At 60.7% G+C, this 21,761-nt stretch carries 24 protein-coding genes; 9 read left to right on the forward strand and 15 right to left on the reverse strand.

Going from position 1 to position 21,761, the window contains the following annotated elements; translation table 11 throughout:
* The 3 genes from G0A00_RS23120 to G0A00_RS23130 all read left to right on the forward strand — a co-directional run.
* A partial coding sequence (locus tag G0A00_RS23120) for an endonuclease (RefSeq protein WP_164184183.1) occupies window positions 1-1,689 on the forward strand: 1,689 nt, incomplete at its 5' end.
* Complete coding sequence (locus G0A00_RS23125) at window positions 1,682-3,637, forward strand: type IV secretory system conjugative DNA transfer family protein (protein ID WP_040545947.1); 1,956 nt, start codon at window positions 1,682-1,684, stop codon at window positions 3,635-3,637. The genes G0A00_RS23120 and G0A00_RS23125, both read left to right, overlap by 8 nt.
* Window positions 3,638-3,855: 218 nt before the next feature.
* On the forward strand, window positions 3,856-4,980 hold the full coding sequence (locus G0A00_RS23130; protein WP_164184185.1) for a P1 family peptidase: 1,125 nt from the start codon (window positions 3,856-3,858) through the stop codon (window positions 4,978-4,980).
* A 123-nt stretch (window positions 4,981-5,103) separates the two neighbouring features.
* Here the strand turns inward: G0A00_RS23130 and G0A00_RS23135 are convergent, their stop codons facing one another.
* The 14 genes from G0A00_RS23135 to G0A00_RS23200 are packed head-to-tail and all read right to left on the reverse strand — an operon-like array spanning window position 5,104 to window position 16,375.
* Window positions 5,104-6,129: a type IV secretion system protein gene (locus G0A00_RS23135; RefSeq protein WP_009574169.1), complete on the reverse strand. Its 1,026-nt coding sequence runs from the start codon at window positions 6,127-6,129 to the stop codon at window positions 5,104-5,106.
* Window positions 6,129-6,548 carry a hypothetical protein gene (locus tag G0A00_RS23140; protein WP_078572064.1) on the reverse strand — a complete coding sequence of 140 codons (420 nt, stop codon included), beginning with the start codon at window positions 6,546-6,548 and terminating at the stop codon, window positions 6,129-6,131. The genes G0A00_RS23135 and G0A00_RS23140 overlap by 1 nt, the downstream gene beginning before the upstream one ends.
* A gap of 16 nt (window positions 6,549-6,564) precedes the next feature.
* Window positions 6,565-7,599, reverse strand: a complete 1,035-nt coding sequence (locus tag G0A00_RS23145) for an ATPase, T2SS/T4P/T4SS family (RefSeq protein ID WP_164184187.1) — start codon at window positions 7,597-7,599, stop codon at window positions 6,565-6,567.
* Between the two features lies 1 nt (window position 7,600).
* Complete coding sequence (locus G0A00_RS23150) at window positions 7,601-8,926, reverse strand: TrbI/VirB10 family protein (RefSeq protein ID WP_090062942.1); 1,326 nt, start codon at window positions 8,924-8,926, stop codon at window positions 7,601-7,603.
* Window positions 8,923-9,624, reverse strand: a complete 702-nt coding sequence (locus tag G0A00_RS23155; protein WP_149884459.1) for a TrbG/VirB9 family P-type conjugative transfer protein — start codon at window positions 9,622-9,624, stop codon at window positions 8,923-8,925. Before G0A00_RS23155 ends, G0A00_RS23150 begins: the two co-directional genes overlap by 4 nt.
* On the reverse strand, window positions 9,621-10,268 hold the full coding sequence (locus tag G0A00_RS23160; RefSeq protein WP_164184188.1) for a virB8 family protein: 648 nt from the start codon (window positions 10,266-10,268) through the stop codon (window positions 9,621-9,623). Before G0A00_RS23160 ends, G0A00_RS23155 begins: the two co-directional genes overlap by 4 nt.
* Before the next feature lie 14 nt (window positions 10,269-10,282).
* A complete protein-coding gene (locus G0A00_RS23165; protein WP_057796681.1) occupies window positions 10,283-11,080 on the reverse strand; it encodes a type IV secretion system protein in 798 nt (265 codons plus the stop codon).
* The gene (locus tag G0A00_RS23170) at window positions 11,077-12,243 is read right to left on the reverse strand and encodes a lytic transglycosylase domain-containing protein (protein WP_090062937.1); all 1,167 of its coding nucleotides are present in this window, start codon (window positions 12,241-12,243) and stop codon (window positions 11,077-11,079) included. Before G0A00_RS23170 ends, G0A00_RS23165 begins: the two co-directional genes overlap by 4 nt.
* A gap of 4 nt (window positions 12,244-12,247) precedes the next feature.
* Complete coding sequence (locus G0A00_RS23175; RefSeq protein ID WP_028095514.1) at window positions 12,248-12,463, reverse strand: hypothetical protein; 216 nt, start codon at window positions 12,461-12,463, stop codon at window positions 12,248-12,250.
* The gene (locus tag G0A00_RS23180) at window positions 12,460-14,844 is read right to left on the reverse strand and encodes a type IV secretion system protein B4 (protein WP_078572051.1); all 2,385 of its coding nucleotides are present in this window, start codon (window positions 14,842-14,844) and stop codon (window positions 12,460-12,462) included. Before G0A00_RS23180 ends, G0A00_RS23175 begins: the two co-directional genes overlap by 4 nt.
* Window positions 14,834-15,112, reverse strand: coding sequence for a type IV secretion system protein VirB3 (locus G0A00_RS23185; RefSeq protein ID WP_009574151.1), 279 nt, complete (start codon window positions 15,110-15,112; stop codon window positions 14,834-14,836). Before G0A00_RS23185 ends, G0A00_RS23180 begins: the two co-directional genes overlap by 11 nt.
* 9 nt (window positions 15,113-15,121) lie before the next feature.
* Window positions 15,122-15,412: a TrbC/VirB2 family protein gene (locus G0A00_RS23190; protein WP_054540759.1), complete on the reverse strand. Its 291-nt coding sequence runs from the start codon at window positions 15,410-15,412 to the stop codon at window positions 15,122-15,124.
* Window positions 15,409-16,092, reverse strand: a complete 684-nt coding sequence (locus tag G0A00_RS23195) for a lytic transglycosylase domain-containing protein (RefSeq protein WP_090063003.1) — start codon at window positions 16,090-16,092, stop codon at window positions 15,409-15,411. Before G0A00_RS23195 ends, G0A00_RS23190 begins: the two co-directional genes overlap by 4 nt.
* Entirely contained in the window at window positions 16,049-16,375 is a 327-nt protein-coding gene (locus G0A00_RS23200; RefSeq protein WP_010138156.1) for a hypothetical protein, read from the reverse strand. Before G0A00_RS23200 ends, G0A00_RS23195 begins: the two co-directional genes overlap by 44 nt.
* A gap of 245 nt (window positions 16,376-16,620) precedes the next feature.
* Here G0A00_RS23200 and G0A00_RS23205 point away from each other — a divergent pair, with 245 nt between their 5' ends.
* The 6 genes from G0A00_RS23205 (at window position 16,621) to G0A00_RS26635 (ending at window position 21,290) form a co-directional block, all read left to right on the forward strand.
* On the forward strand, window positions 16,621-16,848 hold the full coding sequence (locus G0A00_RS23205; protein ID WP_038147545.1) for a hypothetical protein: 228 nt from the start codon (window positions 16,621-16,623) through the stop codon (window positions 16,846-16,848).
* A 651-nt stretch (window positions 16,849-17,499) separates the two neighbouring features.
* On the forward strand, window positions 17,500-17,715 hold the full coding sequence (locus tag G0A00_RS23210) for a hypothetical protein (RefSeq protein ID WP_009574146.1): 216 nt from the start codon (window positions 17,500-17,502) through the stop codon (window positions 17,713-17,715).
* A complete protein-coding gene (locus G0A00_RS23215; RefSeq protein ID WP_009574145.1) occupies window positions 17,712-19,112 on the forward strand; it encodes a TolC family protein in 1,401 nt (466 codons plus the stop codon). Before G0A00_RS23210 ends, G0A00_RS23215 begins: the two co-directional genes overlap by 4 nt.
* Entirely contained in the window at window positions 19,109-20,476 is a 1,368-nt protein-coding gene (locus tag G0A00_RS23220) for a multicopper oxidase family protein (RefSeq protein ID WP_038147513.1), read from the forward strand. Before G0A00_RS23215 ends, G0A00_RS23220 begins: the two co-directional genes overlap by 4 nt.
* A gap of 26 nt (window positions 20,477-20,502) precedes the next feature.
* On the forward strand, window positions 20,503-20,979 hold the full coding sequence (locus G0A00_RS26630) for a plastocyanin/azurin family copper-binding protein (RefSeq protein WP_009574143.1): 477 nt from the start codon (window positions 20,503-20,505) through the stop codon (window positions 20,977-20,979).
* A gap of 23 nt (window positions 20,980-21,002) precedes the next feature.
* Window positions 21,003-21,290 carry a copper-binding protein gene (locus tag G0A00_RS26635; protein WP_009574142.1) on the forward strand — a complete coding sequence of 96 codons (288 nt, stop codon included), beginning with the start codon at window positions 21,003-21,005 and terminating at the stop codon, window positions 21,288-21,290.
* Between the two features lie 55 nt (window positions 21,291-21,345).
* On the opposite strand, the gene cueR is transcribed toward G0A00_RS26635, so the two are convergent.
* Window positions 21,346-21,750 (reverse strand): Cu(I)-responsive transcriptional regulator, encoded by a 405-nt coding sequence (gene cueR / locus G0A00_RS23235; RefSeq protein WP_038068304.1) that lies wholly within the window; start codon window positions 21,748-21,750, stop codon window positions 21,346-21,348.
* Between the last annotated feature and the right edge of the window lie 11 nt (window positions 21,751-21,761).

The following is a 21,761-nucleotide window of genomic DNA, read 5'->3' on the forward strand; positions in this document are numbered from 1 at the left end:
CGCGCCGAGATCGATGAAATCTACAAGGCTCGCGACGAAGGTCGTCCCCCAGTTGAGCGCCAGAGAACCGGCGCGGACCTGGGGGCCGCTCTGGAAACCGTCAGGCACAAGGCGTTGATCTACCGTGGGCTCGCGGCGGAGGCGTCACGTTCGAATTTCGACGACGTGGCCGAAGCGCTCGAGCGGGCCAGCACCATCCTTGCCAGTGGCGGTCAGATGCAAGCTGACGGAGCCATCTACATGTCCCAAGACGAAGCAGCGTTCGACACGCTGATCACCGAGTTTTCTCAGAACATTCGCCAGATCGAGGCGGCGATCGACAGGGCGCCGGCGGCCGAGAGGCCGGTGATCGAGCGCAAGCTGACCGACGTTCTGGCCTCGGTCGCGCATTTGAACCCGCTCGGGGATCGCTCCGCCGCCCTGGTCGATGCTCCGTCCCGGGACGGCATCTATGCAAGGCCAAACGCCAGTGAAGATCACCTCGCGCGTCTTGACGATGGAGAGGTGGCACCAAAGCTGGCCGAAGCGTTGCAAGGCACGGGCATCGATGCCGAGGCTGTGGCCGCGCGCCTGCGGGAGGGGGCAGGCAATGCCGCATTGGAGCGCCAGTGGCTGGCACAGGATCTGCAGGGGATTGCCAAAGCAAGCGACCTCGATCTGGAGAAATCTGCGGACCGGGAAGACGCGCTCGACCGGCTGGAAGCCGTGCATGTTCGGCTGGGCGATGTTTTGACCGATGTACGCGTCCTGCGCGCGCCAACCGAGGTCGACGAGGTGGATGACGCTGAGGCAGCGCTTGGTGAACGGTTGACGACACCTGGGAGTGATCTCGCGCAAGATGGGTCCGACATCTTTGCCCCATCGGAGCGGCAGGCGTTCAGAGCGCTGGTGGCGCAGTTCCGCCGGACGGATTTCGATCATCCGTTCTTCGACGACCCGTCCGTCCGGCGGGCAGGTGCCGTGGAGGTTGAAGAGGCCCGCGCCGCGTTCGACGTCTACGCGCAGAAATCGCCGCAACATGCCGAACTGGCCTCAATGGCCTGGGAACAGATCACCGACAGTCGAATGCCGCCGCAATATGCGGTATCCGAGCAGGACCGCACGCTTCATGCTGGCGACATGGACCTCGCCTTGCGGGATCCTTCGGATCATCTCGGTCCGATTGCCGAAGAGCTCCGCACCCTCGCCCGCTATCGCACGGAGATGCCGGATGATGAATTCGGGAAGGCCGTCCAGGACGAAATCAATCACCTTCGTTCGCTAGGCGCGTCGCGTGCCTATATCAGCGAGCGCAGTTTCGAGATCGAGGACCAGGCGCGACAAGACTACGCCGAGCGCCGGTATCTGGAAGAGACAGCGCCAACCGTCATGGCCTTTGTGCGAAACGCCGACGTCGAGGGCCCGCTCTCCGAGTCAGAGCAGCAGGACATCGTCCGGCAGATAAACGAGCGACTAAGCCACGACGCAATCGACGCGCTGCGGGCCGGTAACGCGGACGTCCTGGACACATTCACCGAGGATCCGCTGCGCCAGCTGGAACTCGCCAAGACCTATCTCCAGAGCAGCGAGGTCACTGCGCACGGCCCGGCGATGGAGCGCGTTCTCGATGCATTGGCGGAAGAACAGATAGAGGCGCAGCGCGCACGCCACGCTGCGGCAGATGGCGAGAAGGGGATCACCCATGGATAAAGGCAAGATTGCCTTAGGAGTGTTGAGCCTCGTGCTGGTCGGTCTCGCCATGGGCTATGTCGTGGCGACCGGCTTTGTCATGTTCCGCTATGGGCTTTCTCCCACCCGTTTCGACGTCACCCTGCTTGCCCGCGAATATCGGGGTCTGTCTCAGTCTGCACCGAAAGACTTCCTCTGGGTGAACCTCATCCTTGGCAGCTTCGGCCTGGCATCGCTGATGCTGAGCGTCACGCTTCTGGGGGATGCATTGACCCGCTTCGGGACGACGCATTGGCAGACCCGCAGCGAGATGAACAGGAACGGTTTCTTTGCCAAGCCCGACGGTGGCTTCCTTCTGGGCAAGCTCGGCTCCCCGAAATCCAAGCGCCCGTTCCTAGTCTCAAAAACCTTCCCCCACGCGCTGATCGTGGCGCCTACAGGCCGGGGCAAGGGCGTGGGGTTCGTGATCCCGAACCTGCTGACCTACAAGGGCTCCGCCGTGGTGCTCGACGTGAAAGGCGAGAACTTCCGCGAGACCTCGCGCTTCCGCGCCAGCATGGGGGACAAGGTTTTCCGCTTCGCGCCGACCGACTGGGACCGACCAACACATCGCTATAATCCGCTGGCGCGCATTGCTGCCATGACCAACCCCGACCGGCAGCAGATGGAGCTTAAACTCACCGCGAAGCTCTTCCTGCAGACCGACAACGAAAAGCTGAGCGGCCTTCTCGCAGGCGGTATCGACTTGTTCGTGGCGGCCGGTCTTCTGGCCTTCGAGCGCGGCGTGCCGACCATCGGCGAGATCTACCGCATCACCGCCTCGGGGGGCGACAAGCAGAAGGAATATCTGAAGCGTTCGCAGGAGGTGAAGAACACCTCGGCCAAACTGATCTTCGAGCGTATGGCCTCGACCAACAACGACACCCTCACCTCCTACCTCTCGCTTCTCATGACATCGGGTCTCGACACCTGGGACAACCGCGCGATCGACGCGGCCACCGCGACCTCTGACTTTTCCTTCCGGGATATCCGCCGTCGCCCACATGCGATCTATCTTGCGGTCGAATCCGAGATGATCCGCCCGCTTGCCCCGCTGATCCGCCTCTTCTTCTCGGACCTGATCGCCTCGCTGCAAGCACAGGAACCCGGCGATGACGAGCCCTGGCCGGTGATGATCATGCTCGACGAGTTTGACCGGCTCGGGAAAATGCCAATCGTCGCCGAAAGCATAAAGACGCTGCGCTCCTTCGGCGGCAACCTCGCCATCGTGACCCAGACGATCCCGGCGCTGGACGAGATCTATGGTGAAAACACCCGCAGGTCGCTGCAGGGCGGCGCCGGGGTAAAGCTCTACCTCACCCCGTCCGAGCAGAAGACCATCGAGGAATTGAGCCAGGCTGTCGGCAAGACCACCAAGCGTGTGGTGACCCGCTCCCGTGCTGTTGGACGCAATCCATTCGAAGGGCGCAGCGTCTCGGAGAGGACAGAAGATACCCCGCTCCTGACCGAGGATGAGGCCCGACGCATGGACCTCGACGAGGTCATCCTCGTGATCGACGCGCAGATGCCGATCCGGGCAAGAAGGGTGAAGTATTTCGAGGACCCGGCGTTGAAGGTTCTGCACGCCTGTCAATCGGGAAGCTTCCCATATCCGGACGAGGACGGCCTGCGGCGGGATCGGCAGATGTCTGAGACCCGGGAAACGGTGGAGAGGTTGAAGCAAGAACTGCAGGAAGTGCGGGCGGCTGCGGGACCGCGGGAAGTCGGCCACAATGTGCCTAACGCATCGAAAACTGACCCTGTCAGCGCAGCGAAGGCCCGCGGCCGCGCGGCTCGTGCTGCTGCAAGCGGAGGTGGCCAAGGTCAACTGTCGCTTGATGTTGAGGGCCTAGGTATCACGAACACAGACCGGACAACGCTTGCTTCGGCAGTTCAGACAACGAGAGCTATCATCGCGGAGCACGGATGAGTTTCGCAGGAGTTGACGTTCATTCTCCTCGCGGCGAATGTAACTGAAGAGCCCAAAATACCGGATGCTGCGGACTCGTCGAACGTCCTGTCTAGCCAGGTGACTTCAAGCAAATCGTCAATTCGGTCTTAGCGCGTGCCTACCGAAATTGAGGGTTTGAGATGCAGGTGATTTCTGATCTAGGCTGACGAGATCAATTCATCAGGTAGCAAAACAGCATGATAAATGAGACAAGTGACCTTGCCCGGTCTGAAAGGCCCAAAACGCTGCGGGCCAGAACACTCGGTCTGAAGCTCGACGGTAGCACAGGGCAGTGGAATTCGATTACAGATGTCGAAGGTGTTTCAGTTGGGTACACGACGCTGATCAGTGGCAGCGGCGCACTCGAAGTCGGTTCTGGGCCAATTCGAACCGGGGTGACAGCCATCTTGCCCAGACCGACAGATCAGCTTTGCGATCCAGTAATGGCAGGCATATTCAGTTTGAACGGAAACGGAGAGCTTACCGGGTCGCACTATATCGAGGAAACTGGAAAGTTTTCCTTGCCTATAGCTATTACGAACACGCATTCCTGCGGTCTTGCACGTGATGCGGTCATCAAATGGGCTGCCGCAAGGTTCCCTGATGTCTATGCCGACGGATTTGCGCTTCCGGTCGCCGCCGAAACCTATGATGGATTTATGAATGACATCAACGGGTTTCACGTCACAGACGCACATGTAATTTCCGCAATCGAACATGCCACGACTGGCCAGATACAAGAAGGCAGCGTTGGTGGCGGCACGGGGATGAAGTGCTTTGGTTTCAAGGCTGGATCAGGGACTTCCTCGCGGTTGGTGCAGTTTGATGGCCACACTTATACGGTCGGCACATTTGTACAGGCCAACTTTGGCGGCCGGACAGACCTGACCGTAATGGGCTATCCTCTGGGTAAAGAGATGAAAGAACCCGCTATGGTCAGGAATACTCATGACCCTGATTTAAGTTCGATCATCGTCGTAGTCGCGACTGACGCGCCAATTCTGCCGCATCAACTGAAGCGTTTGGCGCGCAGGGCGACGCTTGGGGTCGGCAAAACCGGCGGCATTGGCCGACACGGGTCCGGAGACATCTTCTTGGCATTCTCGACAGGGAACACAGTTCCGGATTTTCGCGCTTCCGAGCGCTTGCTTCGCCTTGAGATGGTACCGGATGAACATCTTGACAGGTTCTTCGAGGCGGTCGTCCAATCCACTGAAGAGGCGATACTGAACAGTATGATCGCAAATTCGGACATGACCGGTCGCGACGACAACTTTGTGCCAGCAATTCCACACCGAGAACTCTTGCGCGTAGGATTGTAGGTCCAAGGGGATAGCCCCCCGACCAGCCACAAAGCCGACCTTGGATCAACAGCGTCGAATTCACACTTTGTCCCGCATTGTGTGAGTTCATGCACAGTGCGGCGAAAGGCTGCTTTCTCCTTTCTACTCTCGCAAACGTTTTGCTCGTTCCGCCATTCTGACCACCTGCGCGCTTGTCGTTGCCGCGGCGCTCCGCACAGCGGCAGGCGTCTGCACCGCGCCTCGTCCGATTACTTCGCTTGTCGTGAGCGCACCGATCCGCGCCCGGCCCTTCACGCCGTCGGTATTGAAGATCCCCCGCATGATCCCGGTCGATCCAGCGACCACAGCGGGCGCTGCGGCTACCATCAGGTTCCCAGAGATCCCCCGCACAATCAGGGGCGTTGCAGCGACGAAGCCCTTGGCTAGGAACACCATGACGAAGAACGGCACGAGCGATCCGATGTTGGTTGCCGAGTTTGGATCACCGAGCTGCGCGAGAAGCGAATTCGCCATGCCGACGACGGTCGAAAACATTGCTGCGATGACGATGGGGTAGAAGGCATAGCTGACCGTCGTCGAGACCCACCTATGGAAGAAATCCTTGGTCGCGTCGAAGAGCGACAGAGCGATCATGATCGGAGCAAGGCCGAGCATGAGGGTCAGCATCATCTTGGCGAATATGAGGACGATGCCGGTCATGAAGCCAAGGAGGCTCAAAAGAATAAGCCCGATGCCGCCTAGGATCGCGCCCGTCATCCAGTTCAAATTGCTGCCGATGGCATTCAGGTACTGGCTGAATTTTTCGATCAGGATGTCGAATTCGCCGGCAAAGTGTGTGGCTCCGGCTCCTCCGCCGCCAACCGAAGACACCAGCGCGCCAGCGACGTAGTCCAAGCCTCCAATGACGGCGTTCGCTACTGCATTGAAGTTTGCCCAGTTGAAGGCGAAGAGCCCTATCAGCATCAGCTTGATCAGGTACCAGAAGAAGCTGGCCCCATCCATGCTGCGGAACTGGAATGCCATGTTGATGCAGACGCCGATTAGCGAAAGCGTGACCATCAGCAGGACGATCGTGCCGGTATTGCTTGCCACGGCCCCGAACTGGGACTCAGCCGCATCGACAAGGAACGCGTCTGCCGTTCCGACCATCCAGCTGACGACGCCCATTACCAGTTGCCTTGAGCTTCGCAGATTGTACGCACGCTCGGCTCGAGTTGCTTCCTTACTTCAATCCAGTCGCGGCGAAACGCTGAATGCTCGGCTTGGCTAAGGCCTGCATACCTTTCATGATACTCGCCATCGGAGCTACCCCAAGCGGGAAAGCGGGTTTCACAGCCGCAGTCGCCAGATTCAGCGATCTCCTCCCAGGCCCGAATTTCGTACAATTCCATCAAAGCTGCTGCCTTGTAGGCTTCCCGCGGATTGATTTCGTCCATCCAGGTCGGGCGCGCCGGACGATCGTTGCAAATCCGGTACTTTTGAGGCGACATATCGACCGTGAGATCGTTTGAGATCGGAGGCGAAGTCTGCGCCACAAGGGGGCCCGCCAAGGCGGCAAGCATGAGTGCGAGAATTGGTTTTCGCATCTGGGGGGTTCCTTTTTTACTCAGCGGCAACGGAGGGGCTCTTGTTGCCTCTGCCGTCGACCGTGTCGAGGTTCAAATCTGTGGTTTGACCCGGGAGGAAGAACTCGGTGATCCCGCGCGCGCCTTCATGGCGGCCTGCCTGAATGATCACGTCGATCGAGCCCTCAATGTAATCGATCATGTCGGCATAGGTCATCGGCACATCGGTTTTCAGGGCGGCGATGGCGAGGCGGCGAACAGCAAGTTGTGGGGTCTCGGCATGCAGCGTAGTCAGCGATCCACCGTGGCCGGTGTTGATTGCCTCGAGAAACGTCATCGCCTCGCGACCGCGGACTTCGCCTAGGACAATCCGGTCGGGTCGCATGCGAAGCGTTGAGGCCAAGAGCACATCGGCACTGCGGGCATCCGTGTCCCGGTCCGCGATCAACGTCACGGCATTGGGCTGCTCGGGGCGCAGCTCGGCCGCCTCCTCGATGGTGATGATCCGCTCTTCGGGCGGAATCAGCGAAAGGATCTTGCGCGCCGCAACCGTCTTGCCGGTCGACGTGCCACCCGAGACGATCATGTTGAGCTTGTTCTCGACGCAAAACCGCAGCGCGGCGCCGATGTCGCCGGATGTCACCACATCGCGCAGTGCGGCGTTACGTTCGCGGCGCAAGCCTTCGAGGCTGCGCTCCTTGCCATAGAGAAATCCGAGCCGGATCGCCTCTAGCGGCAGGGAGGAGAAAAACCGCAGTGATATCGAAAACCCGCCCTCGACTGCCGGCGGCTGGATCACCTGCGCGCGGATCGGGCGATCTCGATATAGGATCGAGACCGAGACGATAGGCTTCTTGGTGCTGAGTGTGGTCGAGGCGGCGGAGGCAATCTGGTTGCCGAGGTCCTTGATCTCGGTTGGGCTCAGCGGGCTGCCGAGACCTCGCATGAAGTGGTCGCCCTGGAATTCGCCCCAGATTTGTCCGTCGGGATTGATGCAGATCTCGATCGTGTCGTCGCGCAGGACCTCGGGGCCGAAACGGTCGAGCGACGCTTCCAGATAACTTGCAGCCATGTCAGAAAATCTCGAGGTCACGATCAACCATGACCGTGATCCGTGTACCCTGATCGACATGTATCACTGGCCGGATCGCCAGATAGTCCTGCATCACGCTTTGCGTGCTATCGCGCAGGTCGCTGCCGACATCACTCGCAACATCGGCCGCCGCCTCGCTGTCGATTTGACCCGCTGCAGCCGCAGGCAAGGCGCCGATCAAGGAGATCAGCGCGGCGGAGCCGAAGCGTTGCGCGAAACGGGTGTCGACAAACCCGGTGGTGCCAGTACGGCCGAGTTCGTCTCCACCGAAGGCGCTGATCTGCACGGTCTGATTATCGGGCAAGATGATCCGATCCCATGCCACCATGACGCGCGATTGGGCAAGTGCGACATCGGAGCGGTAGCGCCCGATCAGCCGCGCGCCGCGCGGGATCAGGATACGCGTTCCATCGAAAGAATGGACGTCTTCCGAGACGATGGCGCGGATCGCGCCGGGCAGTGTGCTGTCGAGGGCCGTCTCTGTCACAGCCTGAATCATGGTGCCTTGAACAACCGTGTTCGATGGGTTCGCGATCACTTCGGCACGTGTCACCTGTGCTGGTTGCGCGCCCGAACGAACAAAGGCTTCATCTGCATTCAGACGCGCGGCTTCCAGCGTATTCTCCCTATCCGCACCCGCGCCCATCCCGGAGAACGCGATCATAGGAGACGCGATGCGCTCTGCGCGGGCCTCAGCTTCGGCTGCGCGCCGCCTTTCGAGTTCGGCCAGCCGCAATTCTTCTTCACTTGGTCCCAATGAGCTCGGCTCTGGTGGTACAAGCCGTGCAAGCTCCAAGTCCATGCGGAGCTGATTCAATTCGCGATCCCGCTCGGTCAGTTGCCGCTCGAGGGCACGCTGCGCCTCGGCGGATGCTTCCTGTAAGGTGGCAATTTGCGCCGTCAGGTCCGCAATCGCCTGCTCCGCCCCGCTATCCGCGGCCTCGGCCGGTCTTGCGCGCAGTTCCTCGAGTTCCGCTCTCAATGTCGCAAGACTTTCCATCAGCGCGAGTTCCGACTCGCTCGGACCTGTGTCCGCAGGCGGGGCTTGGCTGGGCTCCGGGGCAGAAATCAGCGCCAGATCTCCGAATCCGGGGCCGCTGCTCTGGAACTCTTCCGGCGCGGCGGTCGCCATTGGCGCTTCTGCCGACGGCTGCAGGGCAGCCCATGCCAGACCGCCTGCTGCCGCGATGCCGACGACCCCAAGGATCGCGGCAAGCGGCGCAGGCCGCTTGCTTGCCTTCGCTTTGCCTGTCGAGCCTTCGAGAGCCGCGAGGCGCGCGGCGAGGTCTTCCGTACCTTCGGTCATGATGTGGCCTGTCCTGCGTCCTGGACGCAAACCACCTCTTCGCCAAGTCGAAGGACCCATTGTCGGTTGACGCCGGACACGCGGATGACGCCGTCACTCAAGGCTTGGCTGTTCACCGCGCGTTCCCTGCCGTTCGAATAACGGAAGATGGCGGGCACCGGCGCATTCCGTGCGAACCGGAAATACGTGAAGGTACCATCATCCCAGATGGCCGTCGGCGTGAACTCTTCTCGGGCGCTGACCGCATAGTTCGCATTCGGCGCATCGGCCGCAACCGCCCTGGTGGGTTGCACGCGGTTTTCAGGATAGCGGAACTGCACGACATAATGCGGCGTCTCCCGGGCTTCGACGACATGGAAGTAGTAGGAGCGGCGGTTGGTGTAGACGGTGATGTTGGTGGCGACGCCAGATGCTGTCGGCTTAATGGCGAAGGCACGGCCACCCGGGACACCGTCGAATTGAAACCCGACCGTATCGCCGGCGATGATCGAGCGGATGGTTTCACCCTCACCGAATTCGACCGTGGTGACGCGGGTCAGAGTCGTGACGACACGGTAAACTTGGCCTTCAGTCCAGGTCGCTACGCGCACGCGGTTGTCATGAGAACCTGGGCGGGGCGTGGTCTCGGCCAAGGCAGTCGATCCCGCGAACGTGAGAAAACTGGCGGCCAACAAGGTAAAGATTGGAGTGCTAGTCATTCGGAACGGTCCGATCGGATGGCATATTGGGTGACGGTGAAACCGAAAGGGTTTTGCCAGACATCGTCGATCGCGCGGGTCCGCTCGGGCCGGAATTCGAACATCAACGTGGCAGTGAACGATCCATCCTGTACCCCCTGCGGGCTTGTCAGGCGCTTTCTGAGCCGGACCTGGGCGCGGTTATCGCCAATAAGGGTGATCGATGCGATCTCAACGGCCATCTCGGCCGCAGCCCCGTATCGCGTCGGCGGATAGTTCTCCTGACCCGATGTCCACATCTCGCGCATGCTGGCCTCGACCGACCCGGAAGACTGCGCCAGGACACGGCGGACACGAAGATCGTTGTCGAGCTGGTTGTAGGTTTCGCGGTCGAGAATGTAGCGGTAGATTTGCGCTTCGATCACGGCAGGGCGTTCGGCGAGCGACACGGTTTCAACCGTGGCATTGGGGAGCGCCATCCCGGTCGCGGGATCGTAGGGGACAACCACGGGAGGCGGCGTCTCGACCATCAGCGCGACAGCCGCAGCTGTCAAACAGCCGAATACACCAAAGCCTGCTCCAGAAAGGCCGATCATCCGCCAAAGCTGTTCCCGGCGCAGGGCACCGTAGACAAGTTCCTCTTCCACGAGTTCGCGCGCAGTCATCACCCCTGCCCTACTCATGGCTCAAGGTCCGGCAAGGTGAAGTCCATGTAGCGGCGTTCTTCGGCAACGGTGGCGGCGTCAACCACGCCTGCATTGCCTGCGCCTAGGGTTTGAATCGCTTCCAGCTCCCACATCCGGGTCATAGCGATGGCGAGTTCCGCCGTGACGCGGGTGTTGTGATCCATCGAGGCTTTGAGATCCTCCATGTCCGGGATCATCTCGACCAGACGTTCCACCCGTTCGAGAGACTGTTCCGCCTCTGCGTGGCTGTTCTGCGCCGCTGCCGACATCACAGCACCTGTGGTTGCCCGCGTGGCCACGCCTTCAGCGCCCGGATTGCCGCTGGTGGCGATTTCGCGGAGAGAATCCTCGTCGAACCCGGCACTTGCCAGCGCCTGTTCCATCTGCGTGCGCATGGGCCCGGCATTGGGCCCGATGAGAGCGCTCCAATCGCCCGCCTGGATGCCTCGGATCAGGCCGGGGATGTCTTCGAAGTTGGCCTCAAGCAAGGTGTCGAGGTCCCCGCCCATGGCAAGTCCGAGGATGCTGCGCGGCCCGGTGAGCGAGGCATACATCTCGTTCAGCTGATCGAGTTGGCTTTGCAGCATGTCCAGTTGCTCCAACGCATTGTCCAGAAGATCCGTCTGGATCCCGAAATCCTGCAGCATCTGTTGAAGCTGGCGGATTTCCTGAGCAATGTTCTGAGTGTCCACCGTGGGCACACCCTGTGCCGCGACAGGTCCGGTGACATTGAGGGTGAGCGCGAGAGCAATGCTACCGGCGAAAAGGGAACGGGGCAGGCGCAGGTTCAACGCAAATCCTCCTGACTGAAATCCATGAATTGCCGCTCGGCAGCCTGGGCCGCCGCCAAGGCGATCTGCTCGGCACTGAGTGGCTCGGTTCGGGCGGCCTTGATCCGGGTCCGGATTGCGACCAGCCGGGCCTGTTCGGCCCGGGCATAGGTGTTGAGCGCGATGGCCTCGTGGAGATCCTCGGTCTCGCCAATGCGGGTGATGATGTCCTGCACGCGCAGGGCGGCCGCGCGGACTGAGACCAGCGAGTAGTCGCCATAGACCCCTGCGCCGTGGGCCGAGAGGCTGAAACTCGCATTCGCCAGAAGGACCGGGTCGATGGTGCCGAGCGCATCGATGCCGCCCATGGCCGCGAGGTAGCTGTTGTACTGCTGCGGGATCACCACGACATAGTGCTGGGTTTCCGCGAAAGGCGGCACACCGCCATAATCCTGCACATTGCCAGGACCGGCGTTATAGGCGGCGAGCGCATGGATAATGTTGCCATCGAACATGTTCAGCATTTGTGCGAGGTATCGCGCACCGCCGGTGACCTGCAGATAGGGATCGTCGTAATAGGCCGGGTAGATCCCGAGATCGCCCGCGGTACCGGGCATGATCTGGGTAAGTCCGAAGGCCCCCACGGGTGAGCGTGCCCCGATCTGGAAACGACTTTCCTGCCAGATCAGCGCCTGCAAGAGACAGCGCCATTGCACGAGCGAAAGACCTGCGCGGCCGACCCCGGACAGACTATGGGTGTCGCGTGCTGCGCGGATGATCAGCTCCTCGATCCCCTCCCTGGCATCGCCGAACATCCGCGCTGCCGCTGGATTGGTGTCCTCGGGCGCATAAAGACTGGCGGCCGCGCTTTCGACGTCGTCGACCGCCCCCTGCCCCGCCTCGAGCCCCGCCACGGTTCCGGCCACGTCTCCAGCGCCAAGCGACATGGCATCCATCAGCCCTTCGAGGGAGGCGAGTTGCTGGCGCTCGATTTCGGCCAGTTCCTCCTCTCGGCTTAGCCGGACCTGCTGCAGTGCCAGGTCCCGATCGGTCTGCTCAAGGATGGCCTGCCGCTCTGCGAAGAGGCGCAGATCGAAGGTCGGCACGCCTTGGGCGACCGCTGGCCCCGCCGTGGGACCTGCCAGTGCAAAGCCGATCATCGAGAGAGGAAGCCAGGTCCGCATTGGCTCAGCCGCCCGCCCCCAAGAGGACGAAATCGCAGGCCGTGTCGCGGCGCGTGACCTCCGCCCCCATGGTCGAGATCGTGGCGGTGGCGGTTCCTGCCTGCGCAGGAGCCTCGCGAAAATTGAAGCAGTTGGCTTGCGGGGGGTTATGCTGCGCACAGGCTGTCAGGGTCAGGCCGAGCCCGAGCAGCACTACGCTGCGAATGATGGTACGGGTCATGTCACTCTCCAGAAATCAGGACGTTCGCGATAATCGGCGCCGACAAGCGCTTCGCCCTTCTCCATTCCGCCAAGGATGGTCACGAGCGGGCCGAGCGCGCTGAGATCGGCATCGATCACGACGGAACCACGGTCGTCGCGTACAAGCGCGAGCCGCGAGGCCGAGCCGACGCCCAGAAGCACGTCGAGCTCTTTCTCGGTCAGGCCGAGCATCGCGTAGTCAGCGGCGGAAGCACGAATGTTGGGCAAGAGCACCTGCGTCGGCACCGCTTCCACGATGGTCTTGCCGGTGCGCGTGCGCTCGAGCTGGCTGGCATATTGCGTCATCATCACGACGACGGCGTTCTGCTTGCGGGCGGTCACCAGCCAGTTGCTGAGGCGCTCCGCAAAGTAGGCGTTGTCGAGGGCTTTCCATGCCTCGTCGATGACGATGATGGTGGGCTTGCGGTCCTCGATCACCCGCTCGACCCGGCGGAAGAGGTAGGACAGGACCGCCATGCGTTCCCGCTCGCTCTCGGAATCGAGGATGCCGGTGAGGTCAAAGCCCGCGACGTCTCCATCGATGCTGAAACTGTCCTCGGCATTGGCCCCGAAGATCCAGCCGTAGCGACCCTCGGCCGTCCATTCCTGCATACGCTCGAAGAGATCGCCCTCGTCATCGGTCGAGACCAGCAGCGAGGCGAAATCCGACCAGTTCCGTAGACCCGCATGTCCTGCGCTGGCGTTCTGGCGCACGACTTCCTGCAGTCGGTTGGTCTGAACCGGGGTTAGCGGTCGATCGCGCCGCTCCAAGAGGCTCGCGAGCCAATCAGCAAGCCATGCCTGGCCCCGCACGTCGATCTCGGTCTGGAGCGGATTGAGGCCCGTGGGGCGCCCCGCCCGCACGGTCGAATAGCTGCCGCCGAGCGCGCGGACGGCCATCTCCATGCCCGCGCGATAGTCGAATACGAAGACCCGCGCACCTGCCCGCCGTGCCATGGTCATCAGGAAAGCCGCCAGGACGGATTTGCCGGAGCCGGGACGGCCGAGGATCAGCGTGTGGCCTCCCGTGGGCTCGCGATCCGGCGCGCCCTGTTCGTGGAAGTTGAAGCGAAAACCACTGCGCTCGGGTGTCGGAAAGAGCGTGATCGGCACGCCCCAGGGGACTTCCCGCCCTGTCTTTCCGAGCGGGGTGCGGTGGAAGGTAGCGAGATCGGCGAAGTTGTGGTTCGTGATTGCGGCCTTGCGGCTGCGCGCCCCTGTGTTCCCGGGATGCTGCGCCATGAAATGCGCCCGCGCCCCGAAGGCTTCCGAGATCAGGTTGATCCCGGAGGTGGCGGAGATGTTGCGGATTTCGGCCGCGATGTCGTCGAGGGCGGCCTGGGATCGCGCATAGACAGCTACGGTCATGTGGTGCTCGCCGAAGATCAGGCGTTTGGATTCCAGATCGTCCTGCGCGAGTTCCAGTTCCTGGGCGAGACTGACGGCTCCGTCATTGGCGGCCTGCATTAGCCGCAGCTGCCGCTTGATCCGGCCCGCCATAATGTTGGCGTTGATCGGCACAAAAGAGTGCGTGACCACCATGTCGACGGGCAGATTCAACTCGTCGAGCATCAGGCTATCGGTCTTGGCCGGGTAGTTCTTCACCGCAAAGATCGCCCCGAGCTTGTCGCCGACGGCACCGTCCGAGAGTGCGATGGTCGTGCCGCGGAAGGTGACGCGCGTATTGGCTACGTCCTCGGCGATCACACCGAGGCGCGACCGGGGGAAGAGCGGGTGCTCCTCGCCCGTGTTGAGTGAACCGAGGAAGCCCAGAAGCTCGCCGGTGCTTGCGGCCAGAAGGCGGGGCTTCAGCTCATCGAAGGAGGACAGCAGAAAGCCCACAACCTCGTCGAGCTTGCGCAAGCGGCGGGTGGTGTCGGCCGCATGTCGCGAGCGAGACGCCCCAAGTCCGAACGGCAAGCGGCTGCTCACCTCGGGGCGCTTCAGCACGGTCAGGGTCAGCGTCTTGTCGCGCAAGCCCGCGCGGCCGAGATGCGCGTGCCATCGTTTGTCGATGGCAGCAGCGAACCCCTCGCCCGGAATGGGCGGCAGGGTCACATCGACCGCTTTCGAGACCTTGTGCAGGTAGAATGAGAACTCGGTCCCGACCTGCGCCACGATGCCAGCCAGCAACCCTCCGATCCGGTCGAGATGCCCGTCCTCGCTCGTGATGCTGTTCACCCCCTCGAGCCGGATGCATTGCATCAGCTCGTTGCCGCGTGTCCGGATCGTTCGGTCGTTCACGAGGCTCACATAGGGCAGCATCATTGAGAGCCGCTTCTCGCCCTTGACCCATGCGGGTAGCGCGGTCAGCGGATCGATGGCGTTCTCAACCGCATCGGCAATTCCATCACGGGGCATAGCTGTCGCCTCCGTGCAGCTTGCGGTTCGTGGTCGGCGGGGTTTCCTGCAGGGTGATCACCAGGACATCGAGGAAATTCGGATCCCAGTCTGCGGCTTTCCAAAGCGCCGGCCAGGCCAGCCCCGCGAACACAGCCACCACCCAGCTCTGCACCCAGAGGAATAGAAGCGTCGAGCCGAAGAGCCAGACCATGGCGTACATGATCGGCAAGCCCATCAGCTTGGGTGGCCTGAGAAGACCGATGAACACGCGGGACTGGTCAGCCATGGATAGAGCTCAGGTGGTCCAGATGGCGGCGACGATGGTGGGTGCTGCGGCGATGCCCGCGATTGCAACCACGACCCAGAGCGCCTGACGAAAGTCGAGGATGCCAAAGAGCCAGGAAAGGAACACCCCGATCAGTGCGAGCGTGCCAATCACGATCCCCAAGGGACCGGTGATCGCATCGACAATTCCTTGAAGCAGGGTCTGTACCGGCGAGAGGTCGATGCTCTGTGCAAGCGCTGGACCCGCCAGCACGATAAGGGCCATCGCGCCGAGCGCGACGATCGAAGGTCTCGATGTCATGAAAGATCTCCTCTGAGCCGCTCAAACACGGCAGTCACACGGGCCACATGCCCTTGGGTTTCGCGAAAAGGGGGAATGCCGCCGTGGCGTGTGACCGCCTCCGGACCAGCGTTGTATGCCGCAAGGGCCAGAGAGCCCTCGCCGAACTGGTCGAGCATCATCAGCAGGTAGCGGGCTGATCCGTCGAGATTCTGCGCAATGTCATGTGGGTCCACGCCGAGGTCGCGGGCGGTATCCGGCATAAGCTGCCCGAGGCCTATAGCCCCGACAGGGCTACGTGCAGCCGGATTGTATGCGCTCTCGACTTCAATGTTGGCGCGGTAAAGGAGCGCCCAATCAGTGACGGAAAGCCCCGCGCGACGCAGCGCACCATGCCCGGCATACCGTAGAGCCGTGGTCTCGATCGCATGGAGGATTTCTGGGGTGGCGCCGGCGGCAGATCGGGCCGGGATCGCTGTCTCGACAGTGGCGCCAGGAACGCGAGGTTCTGCGAAGAGAAAAAGGCGCCCGTTTGCCTCTTGAGAAGTGGAAATCAATTGGCCGTCTGGGCCAACCGAAAAGATGAAACCGTCGGCCAGGGCCGGGGGCGCGGAACAAACGCCTGTACCCAAAGCAACGACGAGCGCAGTCGCGCGGTCAGCTGCCTTTGACCGGAGGCGCGGCGTGGCGTTCGCGGCCACCTTCTTCAAGTGGGATGCTAGCGGTCGTACAGCCCATGTCGGCCAGGAAACTGACAAGGCCAACGATGGTTTTGAAGTCGCGGAGCTTGAGGACGCTTCGGCTGGTGACGAGCATCTTATCGTCACGCCCATCAGTGGCGACGGCGCGGATGACCCACGAGCCGTACCAGCTGTTATGGCGCTTCTCTGCTCTCTCCTTGCAGACCACCTCAATGAGGTAGCCCTCGGCGAGCAAGCCGCGCAGTCCGTCTTCTGTAACCACATTCGGGGCTTCTTCTATCATGGCCTTCCCTTGGGTCCTTGTTCTGCCTGGGTGCAGTATCAGGCCCACGGGGTCGCAACACCGTGAGCGATACAAAACAACATTAATGATAGCAAGACAATAATAACGTGTTGACGAAGTTCGCCTTGCTCCGATAACGGTGATAGCCGACAGAATGATAATCTTAAAGGCGGCAAAGGAGTTTTGCCCTGCGGCTGTTTATTGCGCGCAACGCACCGTTGCTGTTCGCGTTCCTGCTTGGAAGCATGCCGATAGCCGCAGCAGCAGATTGCGTACCTCCCGAACGACCGTTCTTGCCTCAGTCGCAAGACGACATGCGTGCCTACGCCGATCTGATCAGAAGCGATTTCGAGGCCTACATTGCCGATGTGCAGGACTACTTCCGTTGTCTCGACGCCGAGCGCGCTCGCGCCTTTGTTGAGGCGAGGGAGGTCAGTGATGACTACGCTAGGTTCCTGAATGCTCTCGAGTAAGCGACTACGGGTTTGTGCCGCCAGTAGAAATCAACCGTTAGACCAACGCTCCGTCAGTCTCCAACGCAATGATGTTTTTCAAGCGGGCGATCATGTCGTCACCGCTTGCGACATCTACGCTCGCACATTCATTGATCGATTAGGATTTCAGCAGTTTTTTCAAACTTCTACGAAGAATGTATGAAAAATTTGCCCACACGTTTTGGTGACTTGCCGACATTTTGTTTCAGCAATACAGCTTCAAAAATGATGTACAGGATTCGGGCCGTTTTTGGGATACTCCAGATTGCCTCCATATTGGTGGCAGTGACCCTGATGCCGTCCAATGCATCAGCCATGGTTTCGTGCTCTGTTGAACAAGTCGCTCAGGAGTCTTCAAACGAGCGCCACCATCATGAAACGGACATTCCGGCTGCAGATATCGACCATGGAGCAGACCACTGTGCGTCACATATCTGCGTGGTCGGTGACTTCGTAGGTGCCGAAAGTTGCACAAAGCAGTCCGCTAATGTTTCCCTCCGGTCCTGGGATATTGCGTCCCTAGTCCGTTCGGCCACACCCGAAGGTTTGCGGCGCCCTCCTCGCGCCTGATGCACCTGTAGCCGCAGTTTGACTGCGACCATCTGCATCTGACATTTCGAGGAAATCTAAGTGAAAATTCTGCTTGCGGCATCCTTGCCGCTGTTCGGGGCCGCCTGCTCGGCGCTTCCTGAACTTGAAACCGTGCCAGCGCTTACGGCGGCGGTTACATCGCCTGTGGTCGCGTCTGCGCAACCCGGGCCTGTTGTTGCTTACGCGGGCTACTCGGTCGGAGAACCGGCCGAATGGCGGATGCTGAATGATGAACAACGGGAGGGTGGCGAATGAAACTGCCTCTTCTCATGGGGTCCATGTTGCTGGTGTCCGCCTGCGCCAGTCCTGCCGTTCTTGAGCGTGCAAAACCAGATCGCGCGGGCTTTGGCAGTGTCGAGACGGGTGCACGCCAGGCTCTAGGGGCCACACCGATCTGGAACCTGTCTGCCGCGGACCTTGAGGAAACGCGCAAGAGGGTTCACGCCATGGTGCATGGTAAGACCGTCAGCGCCGACACCGCAGTGCAGGTTGCCCTGATAAGCAGTCCCGCACTTCAAGCCAGCTTCGCTGAGCTAGGTCTGTCCTCAACTGACTTATGGGAAGTGGCTATGGGGCCGGTGCCCTCGATCGGTGTGTCAATCTCCGGGTTGGCTGGCGATGTCACTCGCACACTTGAGGCAACATTAATCAACTCCCTGCTCGACGTGGCAACATCCGCACCGCGGACCCAACTTGCGGAGATTCGCTTCAGACAATCCGAACTTGCTGCGCTCGCCGACACGATAGACTTGGCCGTTGAAACCCGCCGGGCCTGGATTGAGGCGGTTGGCGCTTTCGAAGCCGCTGCACTGATCGCTCAAACTCAGGGCACTGCCGAGGCAGCGTCCGAACTTGCTGTGCAACTGGGCCGTACCGGCGCGATGAGCAAGGCCGATCAAGCAAGGGAGCATGCCTTTACTGCTGAGCTTGCCGCCGAACGTGCAGCCGCCCAATTGGAGGCGCAATTGGCCAAAGAAAAACTGCTTCGGCTGATGGGGCTTTGGGGTAGCGACACCACTGTATTCGTGCCGGACTCGCTGCCCGCCTTGCCTGGTGGCCCGCGCGTTGCAGGAAATATCGAACAGCTGGCACTGGCAAACCGCGTAGACCTGGCATCTGGAAAGCTGGAACTCGAGGCGCTCGCGCTGGACTACCGTCTGACCGGGCAAACCCGTATGGTCTCGGACGTCCAGTTGGTGGCTGGTTTCGACCTGGAACGTGCAGCCGGAGAAACCGAGGCCAATCCAGCGCTTGCTCTAGATTTCGAGATCCCGCTCTACGACACCGGTCCGCTGGTGTCGAAGCGTGGCCGCATGGCCTATCTGCAGGCAGCGAACAGGCTGGCCCAGCAGGCCGTCGATGCGCGTTCGGACGCACGCATGGCCTATAGGGCCATCACCGGTCGCCATAGCATCGCGCGGCATTGGCGCGACTCTGTTTTGCCTCTGCGACGCCAGATCGATGACGAAGCGCTGCTGTCCTACAACGGCATGCTGACCTCGACCTTTGAATTGATCGCTGATGCCCAGGAGGGGCTCGCTTCGCGCCTCTCTGCCGCAGAAGCGAAACGTGACTACTGGCTTGCCGAAACAGACGCGACCGCGGCGATTTGGGGCGGGGCAATTACTCTGACCGGAGGTAGCGAAGAATGATGAACCGTCGTCAATTACTGGGCGCGGGATTGACCGCGAGCGCTGGAGCTGTGCTGGCGAACGCCGGGGCCGCGCAAACACGCTTTCGCGATCTGCCCGAGGCCGCCTTTACCGACAGCCCCTATACACAAGTTCCCCCAAGGCCTTCGGATCGGTTCGACTACAACCCCGTTGTAACACTGAACGGATGGTCTTTGCCGTATCGCATGAACGGAGATGTAAAGGAGTTCCACCTCGTTGCAGAGCCTGTTGAAAGGATTATGGCGGACGGGATGATTGCGCGGCTCTGGGGCTACAATGGCCAATCCACCGGACCCACAATCGAAGCGGTCGAAGGCGAGCGGGTGCGTATTTACGTAACCAACCGTCTTCCGGAACATACCAGCGTGCATTGGCACGGACTGATCCTGCCATCGGGAATGGATGGAGTTGGTGGTTTGTCGCATCCCGGCATCCCGCCGGGTAAGACCTTCGTCTACGAGTTCGACCTCATCAAGTCCGGCACCTTCATGTACCACCCGCATGCGGACGAGATGGTACAGATGGCCATGGGCATGATGGGGCTCTTCATCGTGCATCCGCGCGACCCGGCGTTCATGCCGGTGGACCGGGATTTCGCGTTCCTCCTTGCGGCCTATGACATCGACCCGGGGACCTACATCCCGCGCGTGGCCGAGATGACCAATTTCAACATGTGGACCTGGAACAGCCGGATCTTCCCGGACATCGATCCTCTGGTGGTCAACAAGGGGGACCGTGTCCGTGTGCGTTGTGGCAACCTGACGATGACCAACCACCCAATTCACATGCATGGCTATGACTTTCAGGTCACCTGTACTGACGGAGGCTGGGTGCCGGAAAGTGCCCGTTGGCCCGAGGTCTCGATCGACATTCCTGTAGGCGCCATGCGCGCCTACGAGTTCGACGCGATTCACGAAGGTGACTGGGCGATCCACTGCCACAAGTCGCACCACACCATGAATGCTATGGGCCACGACATCCCTACATTTATTGGCGCCGACAAGTCCCGCCTGACCCAAATGATCCGCCGCCAGCAGCCTGGCTACATGCCGATGGGCACGGCGGGTATGGCGGATATGGGCGAGATGTCGATGGAGATCCCCGAGAACACCGTGCCGATGATGACCGGATGGGGGCCGCATGGCCCATTGGAAATGGGTGGCATGTTTAGCGTGGTGAAGGTTCGCGAGGGCATCGACCGCGACGATTACAGCGATCCTGGCTGGTACGACAACCCGCCCGGAACACAGGCCTACGAATGGACGGGCGAGCTGCCCGAACATGCATACAACACCAGTCCGAAAACCGTGATCACGCCGCGCGGCGGCGTGCGGCAGGGCTGATGCCAGAGCACAGGAGAAACACGCTCATGAAAACTGCACTTTTGACATTGGGGCTGGCCCTGATTCCCGCCCTCGCAATTGCGGACGCCGGGCACGGCAACGGTCAAATGGCCATCGGCATGCCTGCGATGCATGGCCATGAACCCACGCGAACCATCGATGTGATAATGCGTGAGGACTACGACAAGGACGCACCGTTCGTCTTCGAACCCTCCTCGGAAATGACTTTTTCTGAGGGTGAAACCGTGCGCCTGCGCATCACGAACATGGGTGAGGAAACCCACGAGTTCGTGATGGATTCGATGGCACAAAACGCTGAACACAAAGAGCTGATGGCCAAGTTCCCTGAGATGGAACATGACGACCCTAACGCTGTGCGCCTTGAACCAGGTGAAGAGGCGGAGATCCTTTGGACTTTCAACAAGGCCGGCAACTTCGAATTCGCCTGCCTGCTGCCCGGCCACTATGAAGGCGGCATGCACGGCGCCCTTACTGTCAACTGATCTCAAATCAAAGGAAACCAATCATGACCAAATTTTTGACGCTCGCCGCTGCCCTTCTGATGACCGCTGGAACTGCAATTGCTGCTAGCGATAGTGCCATGTCCTCGGGCACGGTGACCAAGATCGATGCCAAGTGGAACAAGATTACTGTCGACCATGGCCCGCTGGAAAACCTCGACATGCCAGCAATGAAAATGGTCTTCGTTCTCGCCGATCCCGCGATGCTGGAAGGGCTGAGTGAAGGCGCACAGATCAACTTCGTTGCCGACCGTGTGAATGGCAAGCTGACTATTACAGAGCTGGTGCAGTAACTACAGGTCGCGCGCCCTGTCTCGCAGGGCGCGCGATTTCATTCGTCGTCGGAGATCATGAGAAAGTTGCGTCGTCTACGACAGAAAGATCCGCAAGAATTGGACAATCCGGTCGGTGATCGCCAGCACACTGGTGCACGAGAGACGAAAGAGTTTCTTTCATCGACATGAGTTTAGAGATCTTTTCATCAATCTGGCGCAGGTGCTCCTCTGCGACGGCCTTTACCTGCGCACTTTCTCGATTGTCATCGTTATAGAGCGCCAAAAGCGTACGGCAGTCTTCGATTGTAAATCCCAAGGCTCGCGCTCGTCCGATGAATGCCAGCTTATGAAAATCGATCTCTCTGAAGCTTCGATACCCGTTTGCAGCGCGCAAAGGTGTTACTAGACCGATATCCTCATAGTAGCGAATGGTCTTGGCCGGCACTCCTGACCGCTCGGCAACATCACCAATGTTCATTTCTGCCTCCT

Origin of the sequence: Salipiger sp. PrR002, assembly GCF_010500775.1 — a bacterium.
Lineage (GTDB): Bacteria > Pseudomonadota > Alphaproteobacteria > Rhodobacterales > Rhodobacteraceae > Salipiger.

Bases quoted from the DNA above. Each gene is read 5' to 3' on its own strand.
- G0A00_RS23125 (WP_040545947.1), top strand. From the start codon at position 1,682: ATGGATAAAGGCAAGATTGCCTTAGGAGTGTTGAGCCTCGTGCTGGTC.
- G0A00_RS23130 (WP_164184185.1), top strand. From the start codon at position 3,856: ATGATAAATGAGACAAGTGACCTTGCCCGGTCTGAAAGGCCCAAAACG.
- G0A00_RS23135 (WP_009574169.1), bottom strand. From the start codon at position 6,129: ATGGGCGTCGTCAGCTGGATGGTCGGAACGGCAGACGCGTTCCTTGTC.
- G0A00_RS23140 (WP_078572064.1), bottom strand. From the start codon at position 6,548: ATGCGAAAACCAATTCTCGCACTCATGCTTGCCGCCTTGGCGGGCCCC.
- G0A00_RS23145 (WP_164184187.1), bottom strand. From the start codon at position 7,599: ATGGCTGCAAGTTATCTGGAAGCGTCGCTCGACCGTTTCGGCCCCGAG.
- G0A00_RS23150 (WP_090062942.1), bottom strand. From the start codon at position 8,926: ATGACCGAAGGTACGGAAGACCTCGCCGCGCGCCTCGCGGCTCTCGAA.
- G0A00_RS23155 (WP_149884459.1), bottom strand. From the start codon at position 9,624: ATGACTAGCACTCCAATCTTTACCTTGTTGGCCGCCAGTTTTCTCACG.
- G0A00_RS23160 (WP_164184188.1), bottom strand. From the start codon at position 10,268: ATGACTGCGCGCGAACTCGTGGAAGAGGAACTTGTCTACGGTGCCCTG.
- G0A00_RS23170 (WP_090062937.1), bottom strand. From the start codon at position 12,243: ATGCGGACCTGGCTTCCTCTCTCGATGATCGGCTTTGCACTGGCAGGT.
- G0A00_RS23175 (WP_028095514.1), bottom strand. From the start codon at position 12,463: ATGACCCGTACCATCATTCGCAGCGTAGTGCTGCTCGGGCTCGGCCTG.
- G0A00_RS23180 (WP_078572051.1), bottom strand. From the start codon at position 14,844: ATGCCCCGTGATGGAATTGCCGATGCGGTTGAGAACGCCATCGATCCG.
- G0A00_RS23185 (WP_009574151.1), bottom strand. From the start codon at position 15,112: ATGGCTGACCAGTCCCGCGTGTTCATCGGTCTTCTCAGGCCACCCAAG.
- G0A00_RS23190 (WP_054540759.1), bottom strand. From the start codon at position 15,412: ATGACATCGAGACCTTCGATCGTCGCGCTCGGCGCGATGGCCCTTATC.
- G0A00_RS23200 (WP_010138156.1), bottom strand. From the start codon at position 16,375: ATGATAGAAGAAGCCCCGAATGTGGTTACAGAAGACGGACTGCGCGGC.
- G0A00_RS23205 (WP_038147545.1), top strand. From the start codon at position 16,621: ATGCCGATAGCCGCAGCAGCAGATTGCGTACCTCCCGAACGACCGTTC.
- G0A00_RS23215 (WP_009574145.1), top strand. From the start codon at position 17,712: ATGAAACTGCCTCTTCTCATGGGGTCCATGTTGCTGGTGTCCGCCTGC.
- G0A00_RS23220 (WP_038147513.1), top strand. From the start codon at position 19,109: ATGATGAACCGTCGTCAATTACTGGGCGCGGGATTGACCGCGAGCGCT.
- G0A00_RS26630 (WP_009574143.1), top strand. From the start codon at position 20,503: ATGAAAACTGCACTTTTGACATTGGGGCTGGCCCTGATTCCCGCCCTC.
- G0A00_RS26635 (WP_009574142.1), top strand. From the start codon at position 21,003: ATGACCAAATTTTTGACGCTCGCCGCTGCCCTTCTGATGACCGCTGGA.
- cueR (WP_038068304.1), bottom strand. From the start codon at position 21,750: ATGAACATTGGTGATGTTGCCGAGCGGTCAGGAGTGCCGGCCAAGACC.